Annotated in this window: 17 protein-coding genes; 3 read left to right on the forward strand and 14 right to left on the reverse strand. The window is 40.0% G+C overall.

Going from position 1 to position 25,485, the window contains the following annotated elements; translation table 11 throughout:
• Positions 1-6: 6 nt before the first annotated feature.
• The 3 genes from ESA94_RS01230 to ESA94_RS01240 all read left to right on the forward strand — a co-directional run bounded on the left by ESA94_RS01230 (position 7) and on the right by ESA94_RS01240 (position 2,846).
• Positions 7-1,689 carry a glycoside hydrolase family 28 protein gene (locus tag ESA94_RS01230; protein WP_129129041.1) on the forward strand — a complete coding sequence of 561 codons (1,683 nt, stop codon included), beginning with the start codon at positions 7-9 and terminating at the stop codon, positions 1,687-1,689.
• A 98-nt stretch (positions 1,690-1,787) separates the two neighbouring features.
• The gene (locus ESA94_RS01235; protein ID WP_129129042.1) at positions 1,788-2,294 is read left to right on the forward strand and encodes a copper resistance protein NlpE N-terminal domain-containing protein; all 507 of its coding nucleotides are present in this window, start codon (positions 1,788-1,790) and stop codon (positions 2,292-2,294) included.
• A gap of 18 nt (positions 2,295-2,312) precedes the next feature.
• Positions 2,313-2,846, forward strand: a complete 534-nt coding sequence (locus ESA94_RS01240) for a hypothetical protein (RefSeq protein WP_129129043.1) — start codon at positions 2,313-2,315, stop codon at positions 2,844-2,846.
• 193 nt (positions 2,847-3,039) lie between these two features.
• On the opposite strand, the gene ESA94_RS01245 is transcribed toward ESA94_RS01240, so the two are convergent.
• The 14 genes from ESA94_RS01245 to ESA94_RS01310 form a co-directional block, all read right to left on the reverse strand.
• Positions 3,040-4,758 (reverse strand): RagB/SusD family nutrient uptake outer membrane protein, encoded by a 1,719-nt coding sequence (locus ESA94_RS01245; RefSeq protein WP_129129044.1) that lies wholly within the window; start codon positions 4,756-4,758, stop codon positions 3,040-3,042.
• Between the two features lie 18 nt (positions 4,759-4,776).
• Positions 4,777-7,950, reverse strand: a complete 3,174-nt coding sequence (locus ESA94_RS01250; protein ID WP_129129045.1) for a SusC/RagA family TonB-linked outer membrane protein — start codon at positions 7,948-7,950, stop codon at positions 4,777-4,779.
• Positions 7,951-8,347: 397 nt separating this feature from the next.
• Positions 8,348-9,016, reverse strand: a complete 669-nt coding sequence (locus tag ESA94_RS01255) for a 3-keto-disaccharide hydrolase (protein WP_129129046.1) — start codon at positions 9,014-9,016, stop codon at positions 8,348-8,350.
• A 25-nt stretch (positions 9,017-9,041) separates the two neighbouring features.
• Positions 9,042-10,082: a DUF6807 domain-containing protein gene (locus ESA94_RS01260; RefSeq protein ID WP_129129047.1), complete on the reverse strand. Its 1,041-nt coding sequence runs from the start codon at positions 10,080-10,082 to the stop codon at positions 9,042-9,044.
• 8 nt (positions 10,083-10,090) lie between these two features.
• Positions 10,091-11,446: a Gfo/Idh/MocA family protein gene (locus tag ESA94_RS01265; RefSeq protein ID WP_129129048.1), complete on the reverse strand. Its 1,356-nt coding sequence runs from the start codon at positions 11,444-11,446 to the stop codon at positions 10,091-10,093.
• Between the two features lie 123 nt (positions 11,447-11,569).
• Positions 11,570-12,721 carry a glycoside hydrolase family 88/105 protein gene (locus tag ESA94_RS01270; RefSeq protein ID WP_240670951.1) on the reverse strand — a complete coding sequence of 384 codons (1,152 nt, stop codon included), beginning with the start codon at positions 12,719-12,721 and terminating at the stop codon, positions 11,570-11,572.
• A 34-nt stretch (positions 12,722-12,755) separates the two neighbouring features.
• Positions 12,756-14,330, reverse strand: a complete 1,575-nt coding sequence (locus tag ESA94_RS01275) for a hypothetical protein (protein ID WP_129129049.1) — start codon at positions 14,328-14,330, stop codon at positions 12,756-12,758.
• A 13-nt stretch (positions 14,331-14,343) separates the two neighbouring features.
• Entirely contained in the window at positions 14,344-15,912 is a 1,569-nt protein-coding gene (locus ESA94_RS01280; RefSeq protein ID WP_129130221.1) for a glycoside hydrolase family 28 protein, read from the reverse strand.
• 27 nt (positions 15,913-15,939) lie between these two features.
• Positions 15,940-17,364 carry an alpha-L-fucosidase gene (locus ESA94_RS01285; RefSeq protein WP_129129050.1) on the reverse strand — a complete coding sequence of 475 codons (1,425 nt, stop codon included), beginning with the start codon at positions 17,362-17,364 and terminating at the stop codon, positions 15,940-15,942.
• 155 nt (positions 17,365-17,519) lie between these two features.
• Positions 17,520-18,905, reverse strand: a complete 1,386-nt coding sequence (locus ESA94_RS01290) for a polysaccharide lyase 6 family protein (RefSeq protein ID WP_129129051.1) — start codon at positions 18,903-18,905, stop codon at positions 17,520-17,522.
• A gap of 15 nt (positions 18,906-18,920) precedes the next feature.
• Complete coding sequence (locus ESA94_RS01295) at positions 18,921-20,156, reverse strand: glycoside hydrolase family 88 protein (protein WP_129129052.1); 1,236 nt, start codon at positions 20,154-20,156, stop codon at positions 18,921-18,923.
• Between the two features lie 47 nt (positions 20,157-20,203).
• The gene (locus tag ESA94_RS01300; protein WP_129129053.1) at positions 20,204-22,102 is read right to left on the reverse strand and encodes an alpha-L-fucosidase; all 1,899 of its coding nucleotides are present in this window, start codon (positions 22,100-22,102) and stop codon (positions 20,204-20,206) included.
• Complete coding sequence (locus tag ESA94_RS01305; RefSeq protein ID WP_129129054.1) at positions 22,103-23,275, reverse strand: alginate lyase family protein; 1,173 nt, start codon at positions 23,273-23,275, stop codon at positions 22,103-22,105. It abuts the gene before it with no gap.
• Between the two features lie 8 nt (positions 23,276-23,283).
• Positions 23,284-25,446, reverse strand: a complete 2,163-nt coding sequence (locus ESA94_RS01310) for a glycoside hydrolase family 31 protein (protein ID WP_129129055.1) — start codon at positions 25,444-25,446, stop codon at positions 23,284-23,286.
• Positions 25,447-25,485 lie beyond the last annotated feature (39 nt).

Raw genomic sequence — 25,485 nt, forward strand, 5'->3', positions numbered from 1 at the left:
AATTTTATGGAAGATAATCATTCTCTTTCCCGCCGTGAGTGGCTAGGTAAAGTAACTGTTCCTGCAATTGCAGCAGGTGCCACTCTGCTTGCAGCAAATGCAAACGCATCTCCTGTTGCTGAAGAAAAAGAAGATCATCTGCAAGGTGCAAAAATTTACAACGTGAGAGATTTTGGTGCTAAGGGCGATGGTAAAACATTAAACACAAAAAGCATTCAGGCGGCCATCGATCAATGTTATGCCGATAAAGGCGGTACTGTGTTGATCCCGGCAGGTGATTTTCTTTCCGGCACATTAGAATTAAAGTCGAATGTTACACTTCATATTGCTGCTTCGGGTAAATTGTTAGGTAGTCCAAAACGGGAAGATTATACAGCAGGTAAAGGCGTACCGTCCGGTAACGGAAATATTGTTTTTCTTTTTGCGGTGAATGCACATCATCTCTCAATTGAAGGGAAAGGAACCATTGATGGAAATGGTCTTGCCTTTTATAATGGTAAAGGAGATAATACAGGGCCGGGGCAGAATGGTGTAGGCGGAAATTTTGATCGCCCTCATCTTGCTATTTTTTTTCAATGCAGCAACCTGCGGATGGATGATGTTTTTTGTACAGCAAGTGCCTACCATTGTTTCCGCATTTTGAGTTGTAAGCATGTGCATATCGATGGCGTAAGGATCTACAATCGTGTAAACAGGAATAACGATGGCTTTCATTTTAATAACAGCGAGTATGTACACATCATTAATTGTGATGTGCAGTGCCAGGATGATGCATGCGCCTTGTTTGGCAGCAACAAATTTGTAACCATCAGTAATTGCAGCTTCAGTACACGCTGGTCTGTTTTTCGTTTTGGTGGTGGTGAATCGCAGAACATCACTGTCAGCAATTGTTTGATCTATGATACTTATGGTTGCCCCATCAAGATCAGTGCAGGCAGAGCATCAATTGAAAATCTTAGTTTTTCAAATATCATTATGCGAAATGTAACCGGGCCAATCGGTATTGGATTCAGTGGCCCATCAACGGGCGGCAACAGCAATAATGCATCAATCACAAAACCATTTATCCGCAACATCTCGTTTAACAATATCCGTGCAAGTGTAATTGAAAAACCAATCGATCACCCCGATATTCATTTTGGTGTAACAGTAAGAGAAGGCGAAAAGAATTCATGCATTACCTTAAACGCAATGGGTGAATATTATCTTGAAGATATCAGTTTCAATGATGTTCATGTGAAGTATGCAGGTGGCGGAACTGCAGAACAGCCGGCGAAGGTTATCCCTAAAATTGCGGCGGAGTATTTCGGCGTGTGGGATCCCCTACCCGGCGGCCCTCCTGCTTATGGTATGTATGCCCGCAATGTAAAAGGTCTTACGCTGAATAACGTACGGTTTGAATATGATCAACCAGATAAAAGACCTGCAATTATTTTTGATCATGTGCAGGATGCATCTGTTAATGGATTAACAGCAATGGGAAGTCCCGGAAATGAGTTGCTACGATTTGTAAACTCACAAGACATTTTGCTTAGCGCAACCAAAGTATTGACAACTGCTGCTACATTTCTTCATGTAGCAGGAGAATTAAGTCAAAACATAATTGTGAATGGTGGCGATCTGAAGAAAGTGAAACAGCAGGCAACCTTTGACCTCGGAGCATCCAAGGAATCAACAATGTTTTCATAGAACTGCTAATAACCTTTTCGTCAAGCAAATCTCACTTCATATCTAAAATTCCAAACACGCTGCTTATTGTGTTTTATTTTTGATAGAAATAATCGTTAATGAAACCGATACAATCTGCTTTTACACTGATGACATTGGTTGCATGTTTGTCAGTTGGAAAACTGCAAAGAAACTTAAATGATTCGTCCATACTGGGAATATTTGCAGGTACTACTCCTTGTGGTCAGTTTATACGACCATTACACAAAGTGTCAGCGGAGGCCGATTGCGCAATGGTGCAATGGAAATTGATTTTGTACAGAGATCCTGTTTCCCGCAAGCCCACAACTTACAAGCTATCATCTGTCAACAGGTTTATTGTAAAGGGAACAAATATGTATTCCGAGCCGGGTACAAAAATGGAAACAGAAGGAAAATGGACAATTGTGCAGGGCACTAAAACAAATCCCAATGCCGTAACCTACCAGTTGGGATCGGATAAGACTGAAAGATCCATTCGCTTTCTTAAACTAAGCGATAATCTGATCCATTTATTAGACAGCGACGGGAAACTGATGATCGGTAATGAATCGTTTAGTTATACATTAAACCGTGTTGCAAACTAACTTTCTTAAATAATGTTTATGAAAATTATTTCTTTTGCTTTATTGATTTGCAGTTGCATATCAGCAACAAGTGCATTAAAGCTATCAGATCGGTCTGTAAAGAAAATACAATCACCTAAAACAGTAAACAATACAGTTTTAGGTGTGTTTGCTGGCAGAACTCCTTGCCAGGAATTTCTTAACGAATACAACCTCGGTGAAAACGCAGCATGTGCAAAAAGAAAGATGGGTGTTATACTTTACCAGGACGCTGTTACACTTCAACCAACTGTGTACGAAACATGGGGCATGGGGAAATGGACCGGAAAAGGCAACTGGAATATTGTAAAAGGAACAGCAAGCGATCCGAACGCAATCGTTTTTCAGCTTCAACTTGATGCAAATACATTTTTATTTTTATTAAAGGGTGATGAGAATGTTCTTTTTATCCTCGATAAGAAAAAGGATTTTTTGGTCGGCAATGAAAGCCATAGTTATACTCTGAATCGGGAAAGAAATAGAATTCCCTGGGAACAAATGATCTACTTAGAAAACAAAGGCAGCTCGGAATAAAAAAGTGCACCACTTTACGTGATGCACCTGTACTCGAAAACTACCTGCTGTATGGTAGTTCGTTTCGCCGACTTGTTTAGTTGTCCAGTTGAAACTGTTTGTAAGAACAACCAGCAATGAGAACATTGCCGGTTGTTGTTTACCTGATAACCTAAACTGTCGACGTTGCTATATGAGAAAAACTTGTGTTCATTTACCAATCAAGATTCTGTGGATATTTTGGCCCTGTTACAACGGCATCGATCTGCGCTTGCGGTATTGGTCTGAGTATATGTTTACTCAGAATGTTTGGTGCTGCTTCTGAATTATGCAGCTTTACTCTTTCTAATAGTTTACCGGTTCGTACAAGATCCAACCATCTTGTTAATTCACCGCATAGCTCTCTTGTTCGCTCATCCAGGATAAAATCAATATTGATATCAGCTGCTGTTATCTGCAACGTTAATGGATCACCTGTTGGGAAAGCGGCCCTTGTACGTATGGTATTAATGTAAGTCACAGCGTCGCCCATATTTCCTGTTCTGAATGCTGCTTCTGCTGCGATGAGATAAGTTTCTGCAAGACGATAAGCAATCACAGGACGAATAGAAGGGAAATTCAGGTTCGCTCTTTTTGTATCGTTATACTTCATCATGTAAGGCGATAAAGAACTATTGTAATTACGTGGTGGTATTACCAATGGTTTACTGGCAGCTATCTGTGCATTGGTACGATCAACACCAGGCATAAAAATAGCCGTATCACCAAACGCAAATTTTGGTTGACCTGATACAGCGCCTGCCGGTGCGCCAGCAGGTAAAGGCGTTGGCCACTTGGGATAACTTGCCGGGTCAGGATTGTTTGCCAGCCAAACAGTTTGAAATGTTTTACCGTAACGTGTATCATTCGCTTTGTTTGTAAACACAGTATCTGTTGTCCATCGTGTAGGTATACAACGTATGTACGGACGTCCGTATAATGTGCTGCGTATCATCGCAGGTTGACGTTCGTATTGCGGCACCCACATGTGATTGAGTACATTGTCTGCACTAAAGTTTGAAACACCGCTGTTGTTTGGCCCGTTGAATGCGAGGTTGGATGTATGTTGTACAGACCAGATCACTTCGCTGTTTGCTTCATTGCCTTCTTCAAATACTTTTCCAAAATCCTGCAACAGATTTAATCCATGTGTTGCTCTTGTATCTATCAGATCTTTTGCGGTGACAAGTGCATCAGCATAGTCGGTTGCTTTAGCAGCTGATGATCCGCCACGTGTGAGATAAACTTTCGCCAGCAAATGCTTTGCTGCAGCACGTGTAGCTTTACCGGGCAACACATCTTTGATCAATCCCGCAGGCAGATCAGCAATAGCATCTTTCAAATCCTGCACAATAAAATCATACACTTCTGCCATCGGCTGTCGTGTGGCAGCAGTGCTTGGAGTTGAAACAAAATTTTTATTCAATGTTACATCACCCCAAAACTGAACGAGTAAAAAATAATAATTGGCCCGTAGAAATTTTGCTTCAGCAACCATCGTTTTCTTTTTTGCAGCCGGCACATCAACATTCGCAGCATTGTCAATTACACCATTGCAGGTGTTAATGAATGTGTATGCATTGCGCCAGTTCGCATTGATTACGCCGGTTGATGGCGTGTAACCACTACTGTAAACATTGATGTCGCTGTTGCCATCAATACCTCTTCTGAATTCGTCAGTACCTATTACTGTGATGGTAAAATAATCCTGGTTACCCCAGATCAAACGTGTACCGGCATAAGCAGCATCCAATCCCTGTTGAAACCCCTGTGTAGTGGAAAAGAATGCAGGTGTAAGTATCGATTTCGGATCTTCAATCAACTTCTTTTTACAACTGATTAAGAAGCATGTTGCAAGTATGATTGTATATAGTATGCTATTTGTATGTTTCATGTTATTCCTTTGATTTTTTTACAACGAAATATTGATACCAAGTATCAGTGACCAATTTGATGGAGTATCGAGATTTAATGTTGCATTTGACGGACTGGTTGAACTGCCTGCAGCTTCCGGATCGATTCCACCATATTTATTAACGAATGGTGAAAAGAGAATAAACGGATCTTCTACTGTTGTATAAATGCGAACCGCTCTTGCCCGTAATCTTTTGATGTATGAAGGTGGAAGGTTATAGCCGAGGCTTAATGTTCTGATCTTTACAAACGAACCATCAAAAAATCCAAGCAATGAATTGTTAGGTGTGTTGGTATTATTTGCATTTGGTTTTGGATATTCATTTTCACCGTTGGTTGGTGTCCAGTAAGGGGTTTTAATATTGTTATATGTTCCCTGGAAAGTATTGGCAAAACCACCACCATGCAGATTGCTTCTGATCATATGTCCCCAACGTGCAAAAGCAACAACGGTAAGATCAAAACCACGATAAGAAAAACGATTGGTTATACCACCCTCCCATTTGGGTTGACTTGATCCCAGTATCATACGATCATACGTATCCGTTAACTTACCATCAGGTTTTCCTTCTGGTCCACTGATGTCGGCCCTTCTTATATTTCCAATTACTGAACCTACACCGTTTACTGTTTGCCCCAATGCAAGTGCTGCGGCTGTATCGGCAGCAGTTGCCTGCCAGATACCAACCTTTTTCCAATCATAAAAAACGCCGATGGGATGGCCAACAAACCAGTTATTTGCAACATCCTTCGTTACGCCATTTGCCAACTGTGTAATTTTACCACGATTGATAAACACATTCAGGTCAGTTGTCCAGCTAAAATCTTTTCTTCCTTTTCCCTGGAAATTAACTGAGCTTAATTGCAACTCAATCCCTTTGTTTTCTGTTTTACCAATATTTGTAACGATAGCATTCGGTATGCCTGTTGTGGAAGGAAGATTTTGCGGCAACAATAAATTATCTGTAAACTGCTTATAGATCTCAATTGAACCTGACAAGCGGTTCTTCAACATTCCAAAATCCAATCCAACATTTACTGTTGAAGTATATTCCCAGGTAAGATCGGGGTTTGATACATTGCTTAGATATAATCCTGTTGTTGTAATATCACCAAAATTGTACACAACGGGTGATAATGAACCGAGTGTTTGATAAGCGTTGATGGCGGTGTTACCTACTCTTCCATAACTGGCACGCAGTTTCAGATTTGAAAATGCACTTACATTGTCCATGAAAGATTCTTTCCAGATATTCCATGCAACAGCAGCTGAAGGAAATGTTTTGAATTGGTTACCCGGAGCCAAGCGTGATGAACCATCAACCCTCATTGTTAATGTAAGCAGGTAGCGATCATTATAACTGTAATTCAATCTTCCCATATAGGAAAGAATATCCCACTTCTCATGGCTACCTTCTCCAACAAGATTAGCTCCATAAGTTGGATTGAAATATTCCAGATCATCCGAAAGAATGGTGTTGTTCCTGAATTCATTTCCCTGTGTTACCTGCTCCTGTAAACTGAACAATCCTGTAAATAAAACAGAATGCTTTTTCGCAATTGTTTTATCGTAAGTGATAATATTCTCCAGTGTATAGTTGGTGCGGAAGCTTGTTCGGTTTTGTGAAGTAGATAAACCACCGAGGTTATTGGTTGTTTTGCTCGCAAAGAAATCGCCATAAATATCATTGCGTAATTCAACACCGGCATTGAAACGATACTTCAATCCCTTTATAATATTAACATCTGCAAATGCAGTTGTGAATGTGCCGAAGCGTTTTCTTTTTTGTATAGATGCTCCTTCTACTTCAAAATTTGCCAAAGGATTCCATACCTGGCTTGCACTGCCGGGTACAAAATCATTCAACAGTGTTCCATCAGGATTATAAGGAGAAACCATTGGGCTGGCCCTTAATGCTTGTCCCATCGGGTTTGCACCTTCACCATCTGTAACAGTAAATGTATTCAGTGTGCTTATGCCAATCTTTACCCGTTTTCCAAACTGCTGATCAACACTTGCCTTTAATGAATAACGCTCAAAGCCCTGTCCATAATAAATTCCCGTTTCTTTAAAGTAACCTCCCGATAAAGCATATTGTGTTGATTCATTTCCGCCTGTATATCCCAGTTGATGATTGGTGATGATACCGGGTTTGTACATCAGCTTCTGCCAATTGGTACTGCGACCTGTATTCATACTTTCAATTTCTTCAGCAGAAAAGTTTTGTGAGATCAACAATGGATCATCAGGGCTGCTATAGGTTCTGTTGTTACCACTGAAACGTCCATTGTATAAGGCCCATTTTTTGAACGCAGCAAACTCCTGTGTATTCATCACCGGAAATTCTTTCAACACCCTCACTTGCCCTACATAGGAATTATAAGTAATTACAGGTCTTCCTGATTTGCCACGCTTGGTTGTAACAAGAATAACACCGTTTGCACCTCTTGAACCATAGATAGCTGTTGATGATGCATCTTTTAATATTTCTACTGATGCAACATCATCCTGGTTGAGATCATTGATGTTTCCATTGAAAGGAATATTATCAACTACAATCAATGGATCGTTACCTGCACGAACAGATCTTGATCCACGAATAAGTATTGATGGCGTAGCACCCGGCTTGCTGTTACCTCCGTTCTTCTGAATATCAATACCAGCTCCCTGCCCTTGCAATGCTTGCGTAAGATTTGCAGCAGGAATATCTTTGATCGATTGTTCACTGATTGAAACAATAGCACCTGTTACATCTGATTTTTTCCTGGTGCCATAACCAACTACCACCACTTCGTTCATCTCATTCTTATTCGGAAGTAATTGAATGTTGACATTCACAGCACTTGTATTGCCTAATTTTATTTCTCTTGTTAAATAACCTACATAAGAGATAACAAGAACAGCATTGGGTGAAGCTTCGAGTTGATAAGAGCCATCTGTTTCTGTAATCACTCCTTTGGTTGAACCTTTTACGGTAACGTTAACTCCTCCTAATGGTTCGCCGGCCTGGCTGGTAATAACACCTTTAGCCGTTATTGTTTTGGCATCCTGTGCCGGTAGATAGGAAAGAAAACAAAGAAAAAAGATTGTAAGTAATGCTATCCTTTTTTTCCTGGAAAAGATAGCATCATGATTTGGTTGGGTGGCTAAGATTCCCAAAAAGCATCTCATAATTAGTAGTTTTAGTTTTAAACAAGCAGATAGAATCATTCATTGAGATTTAAATCCATGCTTAATAGACATTCAGATTGAGAAAGCAGTACATAACATCATAAAAGAAAACAGGAAAGAAAAGGCAATACAATAACACATGATGTTTGGCATCAAGCTGGCATCAATCGTAACGCTGTCAAGCGCCGGAATTAATCGTTATAAAAAATGATTACACAAGTAAATAAAAATTATACGGGATTTCGTTTTGCGTGTTAGCAAAGCATTCAACAATTTTAACTGTAAAATGACAAGAAAATAGTTGTGTAAACTGTATATGCAAAAAAGTAAACTTAATAAGTATGTTGAATAGCTGGAAGAAATTTTTACATGAATAAGTCAAGTGTAAATAGTGTTTTCACAACTCCTTTATTTCAATTTTTCGATAGTATGTTTCTGCTCCTTCTGATTGAATGAGTATTCGTCCGGCACGAAGACTGACATCAGTTGCTTCATTAACAACAACGCCGTTTACGATGTGGGTACACTTTCCTTTGATGGCTATCACTTCAACACGGTTCCATTCACCGGTTGGTTTTTCATTATCTGTTTTCTTTTTAACTCTTGTATTTTTTGTAGGGCCTTGCTGCACGCCATCGATCATTGCAGTAACACTATCAATTAACCAGAAATCACCACAATCACCTTCCTGTATCTGGCACTCTACTGATCGTGGCCATACTTTATCTGTTGCAACAACATAATAACAAATACCGTTGTCCCTCACTGCATTTTCTCTTGGTGGATATTTTTTCTCGCCCCATTTAAATTCAACGACCAGATGAAAATCTGTAAATGATTTTTCTGTAACAATATAGCCAAAGTCCTGGCCAGTGATCTTCAGCAAACCATCATTCACGGTAAACACCTGGTTAGAATCATTGTCCTTTCCTTTGTTCTTCAAAAAAGAATACCAGCCGTTGAGATTTTTGCCGTTAAATAAGGGTTTGAATTTCTGCGCAGCCGACTGAGTTATCGAAAGTCCTGAAAAGAGAACCAGCAAAATAAAGTAGGGCGTTCTTTTCATAAACATTTTGTTACGTTGTTGCGGTTCATTTTATTTTCGCAAAATCAGCAGCCAGCTTATTCATTGCATCCGTTGTTATGATCTCGCCTGAATGAATAATGATCCTGTACCTGAATGTTACTGATTGTTTGGGTTGAAGGGAAAAATTCAATTCTTCTTTTCCATTGCTGAAGACTTTTGCTCCAAGCGGATTAACTGCAAACAAACCATAACCTCTTGCATGCCAGTAAGCCGGGTAACCAATATTCAGCGGATGATCAATGATAGCGATGGTAATATCTTTTCTTTCTTTTCTCCCAGTCATCATAACCCAGTTACCCCTGCTGCTCCATACCGAATCGCCTGTTTTTCCATTGCTGCTGTAATACATACCACTCACATCGGCTGAGCTTGATGGTGGTACTGTTGTAATATTTCCTTTATCATCAACAAAGTTGCTTTTCTCTTTTGAAGGCAGTTCTAATTCTCTTGCTACACGTATAGCAAACATTCCATCTTTCACATCTTTAAACAGCACAACCGAATCTGTTGCTGTTAATGTTGTGATACGGTCAATGATAAAATCATTTCCGTTTACACTAAAGTTGAATATCGTTTTTTCATTCAGTAAAACTTTCGCATCGGGCCTCACCCAAGTTGCTGTTACACTAAGCGAAGCATTTTTATCATTGACATTTTTGCTAACAACTTTTTGATGCAGGATCGTTCCGTAATGATCTCTTTTAGCAGGAGCAATGGCTGTTGAGTTATTCCAGAAATCAAGACCATTCACCGATTCATAATTCAACCAAATGCCTGTATGATGCGGATGATCAGTACGCTCACCTGCTACAGTTTTAAATGGATAACTACGTGTAACGGTGATACCATCAACCGTATTCACAGGAAACAGGATCGGCTTTTTGCTTGAATCGTAGTAGCAATAAGCAGTGAGCAATTGATTGTTGTATAAAACATCCACCTGTTTTTGTGCAGGATTTTCTTTGATGCTGAAACCAGTTGATCGTTGTGCATCCGCAGATACAGCTACGATTACAAATGCTATTGCTAAAAAATAGTTGAGCATGCGGCTACTTAGTATTTAAATATTTTTCCGTTGGCCATTACTTCCTGTGTCTTTTCATCAAAGGTTACTTTGGCTCCGGTGCGTGCTGCTGCATTGGTCATAATGGTAGCAATGGAATGATTATAGCCTGCTTCTACCGGCGCATTTGGTTGTTTCCGGCTACGGATGGATTCCATCCAATTACGCACATGATTGGAAGTAAGTTTATCACCACCTGTATTTGCAGATGCTATCACCGGTTCAACAACGGACAATGTTTGATCCGGTAACAAATTCGGTTGCATCTTCATTTCATCTGCAAATCGTTTTGTTAATCCCCCTCTCGATGAAACCATATTGGTGTTCAGATTTAATTCACCGCCGTTTGAGTAATAGATCTCTGCCGGTTTTTCATCGCCATTGTGCATGCGGGAACCAAATGTAACCTGGAAGCCCGATGAAAGATCATTTGCAGGGCCATAGTCAAACACTGCTGTTATGGTATCCCAGTTTTTCCGTCCATCTTTCCACATATAAATGCCACCATTGGCAACAACAGAACGTGGATGAGCAAGGCCGCTGAACCAATGCACCGTATCAATCTGGTGACTCATCCATTGACCGGGCAGTCCTGATGAATAGGGCCAGAACAAACGATACTCTAAATATTTTCTTACATCAAAATCATCCTTTGGTCTGTTCATTAAAAAACGATTCCAGTCAGTATCTTCCTGTTTTAATTGTGCAAGCAATGCAGGCCGGCGCCAACGTCCCGGTTGATTTACATTCCATGTTAACTCAACCATTGTTATAGGACCAAATTTTCCTGAGCGGATAAAATCATTGGCCGCATGATAATTAGAACCACTTCTCCGTTGTGAACCGATCTGTATTATTCTGTTACTCGCTTTGATCACTTTTAATGCAGCACGGTTATCTTCCATCGTTTCAGCAAAAGGTTTTTCAACGTATGCATCGCATCCTGCTTTTACCGCTTCTATTGCATGCAATGCATGTTGAAAATCGGCAGTACCAATAAACACAGCATCCACCAGTTTTTTATCATACATCTCCTCATTGTTGCGGCAGGCAACAATATCATGTCCCATTTTTTCCTTCCAGATAGCGGCGCCTTCTTCTCTTCTTTTCTTCCATATATCTGAAACAGCTACTAAATCAAAATTCAATTCTTTATAATGATTCAGAAAGCAAGGAAGATGTGAACTTCGATGACGATCAGAAAAACCAACTACACCCACACGCACACGATCATTGGCTCCAATGATATTGGCATAACTTTTAGCACTGAAACCAAATGCAGCTGCATATACTGCCGCAGAGGCTTTTGCTGATTGCTTGATAAAATGGCGACGGGTTGTTGACATGATGTTTGTTTTTATAAATGTAAGATTTCAATCGCATCTTCGTACTACCACTTGAATAACTGAACCATTCTTCGCTTAAAGAAAAGAATGGTTCAATTTTAATTCAACATAACACGAATGTTATTACCGTAACAAAGCTGTTGCACACCACAATAAAGGAGCCTGCCCATGCAGATCACCAATATTTCGTTTGCGATCGATATAATATTGACGATCGTTCTTTTTGTTGGTACCCTCGCATACTTCCGTGATGTCGTTATCGGCATTAATGTATGTGATCAGTTTTAACCATGCTTTGCGTGCAGCAGGTGCATAAGTTTTTTTATCGAGCCAGCCTTCTTTCACACCGGTGATAAATGCAAAGGTGAACATACCTGTACAGGAGGTTTCTGCCCATGAAGTTGGATCATCAATGAGTTGATGCCACATGCCATCACTCCCCTGGTATTTCAATAAAGAACTCATCATGAGTTTATAGCCTTTCATGATGCGATTATAATTTGGATTTGTTTTTGGAAGTGAACGCAACAACTCACTCATGCCTACTGCCATCCAGCCATCGCCACGACCCCAGAAGAATGGTACATCGGGTGCATGATAAAAAAGCCCGTTTTCTTTTTGCAATGTGTCAAGATATAAAACCATTTCTCTTGCAGCCCTGTTGATATACGCTGTATCACCTGTTGCCCTGTATGCCTGTGATTGTACTGCTGTGATCATGAACATATCATCAATCCACATACGTGTTTGCCAAGTCATCCCTTTATTATAATAGTAATGCGATTCTGCTTTTACTCTTGGTCCTTCGGGTGGCCCCCATTGTTTATCGGCAATATGTTTTCCCAACGTGAGATAACGTTGCTCTTTTGTTTGCATGTATAACTCTAATGGTACAGAACCAAACACTGTTAAGTCAACATGATCTGGTTTTGGTATCAATGTGTCCCTGCTTCCAAACAATGGTTCAAACCGCTGGGCAAGTTGTTTTACCAATTGTTTATCGTTTGTCGCTTTTGCAAAAGTTAATGCACCATACCATGTACATGTCTCCGGGTATGTAATTGTTCTTGGCGGAGTTGGACGATTAAAATTGGTATGTGGCGTTGCTATAAAACGATTGGCAACTCTTACTCCTATTTCTTTTGGAGAAGTTCCCTTTGGCCAGTTTTTAAATTCAGCAATTTCTGTTTTTGTTTGTGCTTGTAAGATGCAGGGAAGTAACAATAAACATGTTGCAACGAAAAACATTGCTTTCTTTATCTCTTTTTTCATCATTGATTTATTTAGTGTATGATGGAGTAGTTGATTACTAATTGTTATATCCAATATTGATCAATGCCTGTTTACCCAAACGTTCTTTTAACTGTGATAAGTAAAGACTTGCCGGTGCAACAGGAATACCATGAGAATCATAAATACCTTCGGGCAGCATTATTTTTTCAGTATAGCTGATAGAACCTAATTCGTTTGAACCGGGGATGGCTCTTTTCTGTTGCTCACCAATACTTCCAATTACCCAGTTAGCAGAACCCGGAGGCATTTGGTTGAGATATGATTTTGCTTTACAGTTCCATGCTACAGCCCAGCCGATTGTCCAACCATGACCCGAACCCATTACACCACGGTTCATAAAATCAATTCCACCGTCAGGAACAGTACATCCGTCAATCAATAATCCTGTGGCCCATCGTTGATGAGGTTGTATCCATCCATTACCACGGAATGTGCAATTCAACACAACAACAGGGCCAGTTACTTTTGCACCTGTGCCAAAGAAGAAAAGATTGTCGCCGGTGATTGAACAACGGTTGAATAAGATCTGCTGACCGCTTCCATTGAGATCAGCTGGCTTTGCTGCACCAATCGTAGGTACATCATGCATGATGCTGACATTTTCAACAGTGATCCTCCTTCCTGTAACACTTACGCTGTTAACAGTATTCAACACATCAATGTTTCTTGCCCAACCATCACTAATACCACTCATGGTAAATGCCCGGTGATGGCCTTCGTTAATGGTGACTGATTGTGCTGCTGCAAGAATGCGGAAATTTTCAATGCCGATTTGAGTGAGAAGACCTGTTGTTGTGATCTTCTGAACAGCCACCGCAGGAGAAATATAAGTTGCATCGTATGAATCATTCAACGGCACATCAACAGTGATCTTATTTTGCTCAATCTTTGCAATGGTTCTTTCTGTTGTAATATCTCCACTGATCCATATTTGCTTCTTACCACTACGCACCAGTTGATGCATACCCATAAACTCAATCCATTTATCAGTAATGGGTCGTGTAATGCGAATGGTATCACCTGCTTTTAATGCTGAAGCATTGGCAACTGTAAATGAAGTTGCACCTGAAGGAACATAACGATCAGTGATTGTTGTTGCTTCTCCAATTGTTGTTGATTTTACTTCTCCTCTTACAGTAACAGCAGCATGCGGCTTCCCAATTAAATTAAGCACAGTACCCTTTTCAGTTGAGCCGCTTCCACGCAATACCACACCGCTTGCATTGATCACTAAAGGCTTTTCACAATCATATACACCTGGCTTCAATAAAACAGCGCCTCTGAATCCATTCTGCAGTTTCATTTTCGATACTTCATCAATGGCTTGTTGAATAGCTGCTGAATTATCGCCTGTAACCGGGCTCAATGTGATCTTTAGATCTACATCAGGAATTTTTACACCACCGCCCATATATCCTACAAAAGAAAAATCCATGATCTTATCGCCGGTCTTAAGCGTTTTATAAACCAGTTTCCCTTTTGCATCAGGATACACCCATTCGCTTTTTGCAGCCGACTGAGCCATACCATGCTCCATGATTGCCGCTGCAAACACTACAAAAAGAAAAAAGAATCGATATGCTTGTTTCATGTAAAACGGTTTGTTATTTGGTTCCCGGTAAGCTGATTGTTTTTTTGATTTCTTTTGTTTGATTCTTTGTTACAACAACTGACTTACTTTCTGCTCCTTCCACTTTTACAAACAAACCGGCAGTACCTTTCACTTCGTTGTTCTGTATTAATGCGCCAACTACATTCTCTAAGCGGATGATGGCTTCACCTCCTTCAGTTGCTGGAATTTTCCAGCCGCTTACTTCAATCTCTTTTCCATCTTCACAAACAAATGCCGGACGCAGATCATTATTCTTTAGTTTGAATGATACATTAATGAGCTTCAAACCTTTTACATGTCTTGCCCATACACCATAAGCCGGAATAGTTGGTCCGAATGTTTTTACTTCAGGGTATTGATCGATTGCTTCGGGAACAACATGTCTTGAATTTTCAGCAGTACCTGTGCCCAACAATTCTATTTCAATATTCTCCAGTTTAAGATTTGTGATGTAATGACCGGGTACACCAGTTATTAAAATTCCCGAAGCCGGTTTTAATTGTGCACTGTCCGATGCTTTTGCTTTTACATTCCTGATCACTACGTTTTCGAAAGTTCCTGTGGGTTGTTTTGTATCCTGCCCTTTTCGGAAAACATTTAATCTTGATCCCAACCGGAACAGCATCGGTGTTCTTACATCATCCATAGTAATATCTGAGATCTCAACGTTGCGTAAATGAGCGCCATCAACTGTGAGTAATTTAATACCACCATTCCTTGTTTCGTAAATATGACAATTGCTGATCTTAATATTTTCAAATGCTGCCATTGATTCTGTTCCCATCTTGATACCTGCCTGCGAACTTTTTAAACGCAAGCCAGTTGCTGTAATATTCTTACAAGCCATTTTGCTGGAAGTAGTTTTAAATACCAATGCATCATCACCACTGATCACATCACAATTTTTAATGATTACATCCTGGCAGCCATCAATACCGATGCCGTCATTATGTGCAACACCCACACTTACGATCTTTATATTTTCAATGCTGATGTTCTTTGATTGAAAATAATGCGATGTCCATGCAGCAGCATAGTTGAGTGTAATATCTTTTACCGTTACACCTGTACATCTTACAATACGAACTAAAAACGGGCGACGTCCCCAACGTTGACCTTCAGGTCTTGTATCTTTTAAAATATGTTCTGCTTTCAATTTCGATCCCTGTCCGTCAATTGCTCCTTCACCTTCTATACCGATATTCTTTGCATCAACTGCTACCAATAAAGCCCAGCCAACATCAATGCCCAATCCTTCCGTAAACGGATCAAGGTTTCGGTATTGTTCTAAATCAGTACTGCCAAGCAAACGGGAATCTTTGTTGAAATGGAGTGTGACATTATTTTTTAATTCGATGGTACCTGATAAATAAATACCTGCAGGGAAGATCACTTTTCCTCCACCACTCCTTGTGCATTCATCAATTGCTTTTTGAATAAATGCTGTATTGAGTGTTTTACCATCACCAACAGCTCCATATTTTGTAATATCAAAATCAGCAGCTGTTGAAACAACTGCTGAAATTAAAGCGACTACTATTAAGCTGGTTTTTCTGAACATAGTTGAAGAAAATTGAAACCTCATTCATTAATCAATTTCACCTGCTTTCATTTTTTCTTTTGGTTTGAGCGATGCAGCATCCACTATTCCTTTTACTTCAACTTTAATAACGGTAGCATTTGCGTCGATTGCTTTTTCCGGAACGCTGATCAGCAAAGCATCAGCATTTTTTTCTGTTTTTAAACCCGTACCATTTGCCAGCAATTTTGCAGAAACGATCTCATTCTTTAAACCCGGGATAGAAAGCTTGCCGTCTTTTGGCCATTCAAACACAGAAAAATATAGGGTTGTATTTCCATTGCTTTCTTTCTTGGTACAACGTCCCCATGTAAATAATCCAAACGGACTTGCCTTTGTTCCATAAATTGATTCACCATTTACTTTCATCCATGCGCCCACTCCTTTCAACAGATCAATACTTTCTTGTGGAAATGTTCCGTCTGCTTTTGGCCCAACGTTCAATAAATAGTTGCCACCTTTTGATGCAATGTCAACGGTATTTTGAATCAATGTTTTTAAACTCTTCCAGTTGTGGGCATAACTTTTATAACCCCATGTTTCATTCATGGTCATACATGTTTCCCAATCTTTTCCATCAAGTTCACTAAGGTTAGGTATGCGTTGTTCAGGTGTTTTGAAATCGCCGGGAAAGTTGGGTCGCTTTAAGCGGTCGTTTGTGATAATATTTGGTTGCAGTTTTAATACTGCATTCAGTTTCTCTGCAAACTCATCCGTCATACCTGTTGGTGTATCCCACCAAAGCACTGCCACATCACCATAATTTGTGAGTATTTCACGCACCTGTGGTACAGCCACCTCATCAATGTATTGCGCCATTGTTTTTGTTGTTTGCAATGGGTCCCAATGACCATTGTTTGCGGCAGTATAGGCATCAATTTTTGCTGAATCAGGATTGGCCCATCCTTCAGTTGTTACTTTTCTTGCAGCCGCACCACCCGGGTTATTCCAATCCTGTGCATGTGAATAATACAACCCAAGTTTAATACCATACTTACGGCAAGCTTCCGCCAGTGGTTTGATCAGATCCTTTCCATAAGGAGTAGCATCCACAATATTCCATTTGCTTGCGTTTGATTTAAACAAAGCAAAACCATCATGATGTTTAGCTGTGATCACAATGTATTTCATACCTGCATCCTTTGCCATTTTCACCCATGCTTCCGCATCGTACTTAACAGGATTAAAATCTTTTGCAAATGCCTGGTATTCTTTCACCGGTATTTTTCCACGGTTCATGATCCACTCACCAATGCGATCTATTTTTTGTCCATTGTAAGTACCGGCAGGCACTGCATACACTCCCCAATGGATGAACATGCCGAAACGGGCTTCACGCCACCATTCCATACGTTCATCATTTGAGGTTGTTTGTGCACGCAGTGAAAAAAATGCATAACAGCATAGCGAGAGTAATACGAGTTTTCTTTTCATATTCGCAGGCAATATTTTTTATTAATCAGAAATAGTAGTAATTAACTGCAACTAACCGAATAATACGATTGATTGCTCACAACAAAATCACCTTTCATTCAATCATTTTGGCATGGCAGGACATCTTATCTTATTCTCTCTGAAAAAGATTCTGCTTAGCCTTTCTTCCCAGCAAGAAATCCGACATCACCTGGATTTAATATCCTTGCTTTAACAGGACCATCAGAAAATTCATCTGCACCTACATCCAATTTTCCACTTCTCTGCTGACCATCCATATCAACAGTAACAGTTGCATAATTTCCTTTTGCTGCATCAATAGCCGGGCTCCCTTTTTGTAAATGATATTCACCTGAAGCGTCTCTCAGCAATTTTGGATCAGTATTGATAAAACTTACATCCGGGATATTGCCAGCTCCTTTCGTATTAAAAATAATATTGCCTTCGTAGGTGAAACTTAAATAAGGGCCAACAATTGAAACCGCAGCATCACCACCCACAATAATATTATTCACGATGGTAATAAATGTTGAACCCAAACCATTTGTTCTTGCTGTTTGTACAATATTTGTTTTGTTATTGACCAATGTATTAAATGCAATGAGCACTCTGTCTGGGCGATCATGCGAAGTAAGTGGTGCGCCATCGGCCACTTCTGCGCCGCCATTGCCGATATTGATACCGATGCTGCAATTTTCAAAATGATTGCTATGGATCAAATGATCATCACCAAAAATGCGCAGACCGGGTGTGTTGATAAAATAGTTGCCATACACCTGGTTAAAATTTCCATGCCGTAAGGTGAATTGCGCAGGACAATTTCGTATGGTATTGTATCGCACTGTTACTCTTGATGCTTTTACTGAGATCAATTCATTTTCGCCATCACAATCTTCAAATAAATTATACTCAACAAGACTGTTGCTTGATGACAAGCTGAAGCCACTCAAACCAAACTGTAATGCTTCTGCGCCATTTCTGTTTCCCTGGTTCTTTTGCTTTTTGAAATAGTTATGATGGATATGAAGCCGTTCAGCGATCTGGCTGCCCACTCCTTTGATAGCAATAAATTTTCCGAGTGAATCTTTATTCTGAAATGTGTTGTAATGAATTTCATGATCGCTACCGGCTATGGTAAGATAATCGCCTGTGCCGGGTGTCTCAAAAATATTGTTTGTCCACTGGCAAAAACTTGAACCGGCAGAACATCTTGCCTTTGATGCTGCATGCGTAAACTTAAACCCACGGATAATGATATGTGCAGCAGGACTTACTAAATTAAAACCGGAAGCGCCTGTGATCTCTGCTTTACCTGCAACTTCTGCTTCAATGATGATGGGTTTTTCTTTTGTTCCGGTAACATTGATCAGAATATCTGCAGTGGTTGTATAAACTCCATTCATCAACACAATTACATCACCCGGTTTTGCAGTATTGATCGCCTGCTGAAGTTCTGCAATAGATTTTACAGTTACAGGATTTGCAAACAGGTTTCCTGCAAGCAAGCAAAAAAACAAAACGGTTGTCAACTTTTTTTTCATATGCTTGGGATGTTTTTAAAACAACTGTTTCTTTTCTTTTAATTTTTTTGAACGAAGTAATGCTTCCAGGTAATAATAATCGGCATAACAGAGTGGCACATCAACTTCACTGTTTGAGGGCTTGGAACCTGTGCTGTGCAATAAAAGAAAACCCCTGTTCTCTCCTATTGCCGAACGATAACTTTTGGTGAGATTTACAATAACAGCATCAGCTATCTTTTTATAAGCTACTCCGTTTTTGCTGTAAAGACTTAATTCATACAATGCCGAAGCCATGACAGCTGCTGCCGATGCATCTCTTGGTTCATTGGGAATACCGGGTGCATCATAATCATAATACGGAACAAAATCTTTTGGAAAATTTTTATGCTTTGTCATATAAGCAGCAATTTTTTCTGCCTGCTGTAAATATTTTTTGTCTTTTGTAAAGCGATAGCACATCGTGTATCCATACAAGCCCCATGCTTGCCCTCTTGACCATGCCGATTCGTTTGCATAACCTTGATGTGTTGTTCTTTGTGTCACCTTACCTGATACAGTATCGTAATCAACTACATGATAGGAACTATAATCTTCCCTGAAATGATTTTTCATTGTTGTGTTGGCATGGCTGACAGCAATTTTATAAAAAGAAGAATCACCTGTGAGTTTTGTTGCAGCAAATAACAATTCAAGGTTCATCATATTATCAATGATCACCGGGTATTTCCATTTTGTACGGTTATCCCACGATTTGATGACGCCTGCAACTTTATTAAATCTTGTAGATAATGTTTTTGCTGACTCAATGATCACTTCTTTATAGTGTGCATCTTTTGTAAGCCTGTAACCTGTACCAAAACTGCAATAGACTTTAAAGCCCATATCATGTGTGCCGGCATTTGTTTTTTCCCGTTCAATGCTGGCTGTATATTTTTCAGCTTCAGTTTTCCATTCTTTCTTTCCTGTAAACTCATATAAAAACCATAATTCGCCGGGGAAAAATCCGCTGGTCCAATCCCTGGAAGAAACTAATCTCAACTTACTGCTATCTAATGTTCTTGGTGAAACAAGTTCTTGTCCTGCACTGCCGGGTGTTACACCTACCGTTGCAGCAGAACCTGTTGTTTTGGCTTTTGGAATTTCTGCCAACATCACTTTGGTTTGCTTTTCCGCATCAGCAAAAATTTTGTTGAGATCGGCAGTTTGTGCATTACTATAAGAAAAACAACTGATCAATGCAACTGCACTACTGATAACTCGGATTTTCATGCGTTCTTTTTTATTTGATTTTGATCTCATAGTATCTATAAACACGTTTAATTATTGATTGGAATAAGTTCTACTTCCAGTAGTTTCATCAACTCCTGTTTGTCTATTTTTTCCGGGTGAATACTTAACCGGAATGTTCCTGCACCTAATGAAATATTTCCCACCTCCTGGATAATCACATTCCGTGCATCAGTTGAAACACCATGCAGTGAATGAAAAAGTTCTTTTGAAGTTTTTGAATTGAGCTGATCCACCACAACAACAAACGAACCGCCACTGGTTTCCTGTACAGCAAGGTAGCGTACAACGATCTTGAATTTTACAGGCATATCATTCCCCGATCGGAACTGCCAGCTTACACTTTGCTTTTTCGATTTCCATCCATCAAGGTAATAGCGGTTGGTCTTACCATCGCCAAAGCTGAAACCTGTTCCGTGCTGGCTGGCATCAAATGCCAGGAAACGTTCCTTCATTGTATTATTTGTTATAAAGTGTGTAGAATCGGGATACAGCTTTCCCTTATAATCAAAAACGAGTACCGTGTTATTTTTATCAGGTGCATTCTTTGGAATGTTCAGTTGCAGATCACCATTGGCAAGTTTGTTCACCTTTATTTTTTGTGTTGGGTCTGCTAACAAATAACCATTGTTGATTTGTACAGAACCACTCACGAATAACTTTCTATCAGTTGGCCAATGAAACACATGCAGGTAAAGTTTATTTTTCTTAACGGTTGAAACTCCCCAGCTATGATAAGGAAGAGGGCCTGCATCTGCACCATAAATACTTTCGCCATTTGTTTGCATCCATGCACCAATGCCGTTTAATATCTCCTTGTCCTTTTCATCAAAGCTGCCATCTCCCTTCGGGCCAATATTCATTAATAAATTACCACCTCTTGATGCAGCGCTTGCGATCAGTTGGATAAAATGTGTTACCGATTTATGACTGCTATCGTACTTATGATAACCATAACTTTCATTGGTTGTTGGTATGGCTTCCCAATCTCCTGTAACCGGATAAAATTCAGCCGGTCGATCGGCCGTATTTTTATAATCACCAAAATTTGCAGCAGCATTTCTTACCAATCGTCCATTCACCACAACATTGGGATCTGTTTCCCTGATCGCTTTTAAGATGCGTATGTTTTCAGACAACGGAAGTTTATGCGGCGTATCAAACCATAAAATATCAGGATGATATTTAGTCAACAATTCTTTTATCTGTGGTATTGCTTTTTCATCAACATATTTTATTGCTTTCGGCAACCATTCCGGATGTGCATCGTACCAATTGGCACCGCCAATTAATTTATCACCGCCAGGGTTGTTGTATTCCCAATCATTTCCCGGTGCATCAGGATGCTCCCAATCAAATGCATGCGAATAATAAAATCCAAACTTCATTCCGTGCTTTTTAGCTGCTGTTGCCAGCTCAGCCATCGGGTCTCTTTTAAAAGGAGTTTGCTCAAGAATATCAAAATCAGAAAACTTTGAATCGTACAATGCAAAGCCGTCATGATGTTTAGCTGTGATGATAAAATATTTCATCCCGGCTTTCTTGGCATTCAGTATCCATTCTTCTGCATTGAATTTTTCAGGATTAAACTGATGTGCAAGATCGAGATAATCGTTTCGTGAAATTTTTTCTTTGCGCATCAAATGTTCTGCATAGCCACTTACTTTCTTTCCTTTCCATTCACCGCCGGGCAACGAATAAATACCCCAATGAATGAACATACCAAACTTTGCTTCTCTCCACCATGCGATCCGTTGCTCCTGTGTTTTCATGGATGCAGTCCACCATCCATTGATCGCTTCCTCAATAGCCTTCTGATCCCGTTGCTTTGCACGGTTAAACATTTCTTTGTCCTCATCACCTGCTGTTTGTGCTGAAGTATAATGAACAGCAAGAATAGAAATTGTATAGAATAAAAAACGTTTCATTTAATTGATCCAGATTAAAGGATTTCTTACAGGCAAGTTCCTGATAACTTCTTCTACTTTGGGAGAATGTTCAAGTCCCTTCCATGTAATAAACCAATTAGTTTGCTTATACGCATTTGCTCCAAATAATAAAAAAGGTTGTGCTACAGGCCATTCATTCCAATACATCACATCCGGTTTCAACGGCCACTTTGTTTTATCTGCAACAAATGGATATAAATACTCGATTCCTTTTTTGATCGAACGTCCATCTGCTGTTTGATACTCCCAGAGATTATCTTTTTCAGATGATAGCAATTGACAGATGGTTGTCATGGCATCCAAATTAAAAATGGAATAACCATAAGGCTTTGTTCTGCGCAACTCCTGCGGAAAACTTCCATCAGCCGCCATCTGGTTTGGCAGCAATACATTTTTATAACGGTCGCTGCAGAATTTCATCAACGTATCATCGGCTGTGAATTTTGCAAATGCTGCCACCTGCATTACCCAGCAAGTGCCATGATTGTTCGTGGCATTCATTTCATCTTTTCCATATTTATGTGTGATAAGCCATTGGAGAAACTCAGCGAACCATTTCTTTGTAGCAGTCAACACCGCCTTATCCAGTGATGCTGCTTTTTGCATCACTATTAATCCCTGTGTTACTTCCATCAATTGAATGGCATCAATGATACCGATACCTCTTCCTGTAAAACGACCTTTAATTGCCTGTGCATATAACAAATGCGGATGCATCATCGTAGCTGTATCAGCAAACCATGCTTTACAATGTGTTGTTGCATGACGAACATATTTTTCATCGCCTGTTACTTTGTATGCTGATGCCAATGCGCCTACCACTTCACTCAGCCGGATCATTGCATGACGATGTGCAACAAAATTATCAGGGTTGGTCATGCCGTCTTTCTGAATATAAGGACTATCAACACTGGCAGGATTGGGCCACCAGTAATCACCTTCACTGTAAAAATCATGTTTGCCTCCGGCACTTCTTGGGGATGATTGTGCAGTTACAGTAATTGGTTCTTGTTGTAGAGCCCATGCAGCTTTACTTAGCACCTGTTTTCGCAACACTTCTTTCACTTCTTTATTGAAAGGAGAACGAACAAGTTTTTGTTGCGCTGAACAGGTAATTGCAAAAAACGATATGACTAAGTATAAAATTTTCATTTGCTTCACTACCCTTTAGAGATTTTCGTCATAAACTTCCAGGTAACATTCCCAACTGAGTTCGGTTTGTTTTTTTCCGGTGCAGCAATTGTTCCTTTCCATTTTCCTGATTTATCTTTTACAGTTTTTATTTCACGAAAACTGTATTCCCCTTTTTCATAATTGAATGTTTCTCCATCATCATCATACAAATTATAGATGCCGGGCTTTTCACCATACACCCTTATTTCAAGATCAACTTTCTCTCCTGCTTTCGGTGCTTGCAGTCTTGCTGTCATCATTGGAATAATGCCACCATCTTTTACATACACCGGAATTTTATCAAGACCGGGTGTAACAGAAATAATTTCACCATCACCCACATATTCTCCGGTATAGAAATCATACCACCTGCCTTTTGGCAACACAACTTTTCTTGTTGTTTGCCCGGTGAAAACAGGTGCAACCAATAAATACTCTCCCGCCATGTATTGATCCTTGATTTCTTTTGAGGTTGCTTCGGCATAAGGATTCTCTTCCAGGTTTGTATTCACAGCTTCTTTCTTTACTTCCTGTTTAAAACCTTCTTCCAATGCCATTGCACGGAAAGGCGGTATTCCTTCAAAATGATATTTAGCAAACTCACTATACCAGTAAGGCAGCATCTGCATACGTAACAATGAAAATTCTTTTACCTGTGCTGCCACCTCTGGATATGACCAAGGCTTTGTACCACTGCTCCATGCATTGATCATCGCCATTGGCGAAAACACAACTGTTTGAAAACGACGCAACCATTCTTCACCTGTTTTGGAAGCTCTTGCTTCGGGTGTCCACAGCACACCTGCAAACCCGCTATTAATTAATGCTGTGATGAAATCTTCGTGATTGTAATAATCGTTATAGATCACAAACGGAAGTGATACGCCACCTGCATTGTTTGCACGCACCAATCCATAAGTACGTTGATTTTTTTGATGATACATCTCAGCTGCATAACGCATTGCCAGCACACCATACGTGTTTCGCATCTGCTCACCACTGATGCCTGAAGGAAATGTTGCAACATCGGGCCAGAGATAATGATCATAACCATCTACTTCATCGATCTTATATCCGCTTACACCAATATCTACCTGGTCTTTCTGCAACTGACCAAAGAAAATTCTTCTTGCTTCAGGAATGGTAAAGTCCGGCACTTCTCCAACCCATACGGTATGCGATCCTGTATATTTTGTAATGCTATTATAAAACGGAGCTTGCTTTGAAACATAAGGATTGATCCAGAGATTTAACCGTATGCCTTTGTCCTGCATTTCTTTTACAAACTTCGCCGGTTCGGGATAACGTTTCTTGTCCCATTCAAATGTTCCGGGATAAGCCCTGCTTTGCCAGCCCGGTTCAAGACCAATAAAATCCAACGGATAACCTTTTTCTTTAAATGCATCAGCTTCCGCTTTTACTTCATCGGCAGTAAATAATGATTTTACACGTTGCGTAAAACCCAAACCCCAGCGTGGAGGTAACACACCGCCTCCATTGAATAAATTAAACCTACGTACAGCATCTAATGTTGTTGGCCCGGCAAAAACATATACTTCAACTCCTGCTGCTGGCACTGAAATTTCAACTGCATCGGAGTAAGGTCGTGAGCTCCATGATTTATCGCTGTTGCGGTCTTTTTCAACAGGAGGGTTCTTACTATCCTTTTTCACTCCTGTTCCTGCATACACATCTATATAGCGTGCAGAGTTGATAAACACACCATAGCCTTTCGATGAAACATAAAACGGAACAGGTGCATGTGTCCGTCCATTATCTTTTCCGCCGTAATGATCCATGTGCAGTTGTAAGATCTTTCCTCTTTGATGAACCGTTTGAAAATTCAAACCAAAACCATAGAGTTGTTCTTCTTTCTCTAAAGGAAATCGTAAGAAAGTCTTTCCATCACTGATAGTTCCTGCAATATCATTTTGAGTAAATGGAAATGCTGCTGCAACAATTTTTGCCAATGCCTCTTTATTGGGTGTGGCACCAGATGCTTTCAGCAGATCATAGGCTTCGGGTTGGCCGACAATTCCTTTCCATACACCGGGGGCTACTTCTGTCCATTGAAAAGAAGTAGTTTGCGCCAATGCTTTTTGTGTAGTTACAATCAACAACGAAAACAAAAAAGTTTTAAATAATCGCATCTTAGTCATTTTGTTTTTATCTGCTACATGTTTCCAATC

The organism is Lacibacter luteus (genome assembly GCF_004118265.1).
Taxonomy (GTDB): Bacteria; Bacteroidota; Bacteroidia; order Chitinophagales; family Chitinophagaceae; genus Lacibacter; species Lacibacter luteus.

Excerpts from the sequence above, each read along its gene's own strand:
- ESA94_RS01280 (WP_129130221.1), bottom strand. The coding sequence starts at position 15,912 with ATGTTCAGAAAAACCAGCTTAATAGTAGTCGCTTTAATTTCAGCAGTT.
- ESA94_RS01230 (WP_129129041.1), top strand. The coding sequence starts at position 7 with ATGGAAGATAATCATTCTCTTTCCCGCCGTGAGTGGCTAGGTAAAGTA.
- ESA94_RS01270 (WP_240670951.1), bottom strand. The coding sequence starts at position 12,721 with ATGATGAAAAAAGAGATAAAGAAAGCAATGTTTTTCGTTGCAACATGT.
- ESA94_RS01245 (WP_129129044.1), bottom strand. The coding sequence starts at position 4,758 with ATGAAACATACAAATAGCATACTATATACAATCATACTTGCAACATGC.
- ESA94_RS01305 (WP_129129054.1), bottom strand. The coding sequence starts at position 23,275 with ATGAAAATTTTATACTTAGTCATATCGTTTTTTGCAATTACCTGTTCA.
- ESA94_RS01260 (WP_129129047.1), bottom strand. The coding sequence starts at position 10,082 with ATGCTCAACTATTTTTTAGCAATAGCATTTGTAATCGTAGCTGTATCT.
- ESA94_RS01240 (WP_129129043.1), top strand. The coding sequence starts at position 2,313 with ATGAAAATTATTTCTTTTGCTTTATTGATTTGCAGTTGCATATCAGCA.
- ESA94_RS01290 (WP_129129051.1), bottom strand. The coding sequence starts at position 18,905 with ATGAAAAAAAAGTTGACAACCGTTTTGTTTTTTTGCTTGCTTGCAGGA.
- ESA94_RS01255 (WP_129129046.1), bottom strand. The coding sequence starts at position 9,016 with ATGAAAAGAACGCCCTACTTTATTTTGCTGGTTCTCTTTTCAGGACTT.
- ESA94_RS01265 (WP_129129048.1), bottom strand. The coding sequence starts at position 11,446 with ATGTCAACAACCCGTCGCCATTTTATCAAGCAATCAGCAAAAGCCTCT.
- ESA94_RS01310 (WP_129129055.1), bottom strand. The coding sequence starts at position 25,446 with ATGCGATTATTTAAAACTTTTTTGTTTTCGTTGTTGATTGTAACTACA.
- ESA94_RS01295 (WP_129129052.1), bottom strand. The coding sequence starts at position 20,156 with ATGAAAATCCGAGTTATCAGTAGTGCAGTTGCATTGATCAGTTGTTTT.
- ESA94_RS01275 (WP_129129049.1), bottom strand. The coding sequence starts at position 14,330 with ATGAAACAAGCATATCGATTCTTTTTTCTTTTTGTAGTGTTTGCAGCG.
- ESA94_RS01250 (WP_129129045.1), bottom strand. The coding sequence starts at position 7,950 with ATGAGATGCTTTTTGGGAATCTTAGCCACCCAACCAAATCATGATGCT.
- ESA94_RS01235 (WP_129129042.1), top strand. The coding sequence starts at position 1,788 with ATGAAACCGATACAATCTGCTTTTACACTGATGACATTGGTTGCATGT.
- ESA94_RS01300 (WP_129129053.1), bottom strand. The coding sequence starts at position 22,102 with ATGAAACGTTTTTTATTCTATACAATTTCTATTCTTGCTGTTCATTAT.
- ESA94_RS01285 (WP_129129050.1), bottom strand. The coding sequence starts at position 17,364 with ATGAAAAGAAAACTCGTATTACTCTCGCTATGCTGTTATGCATTTTTT.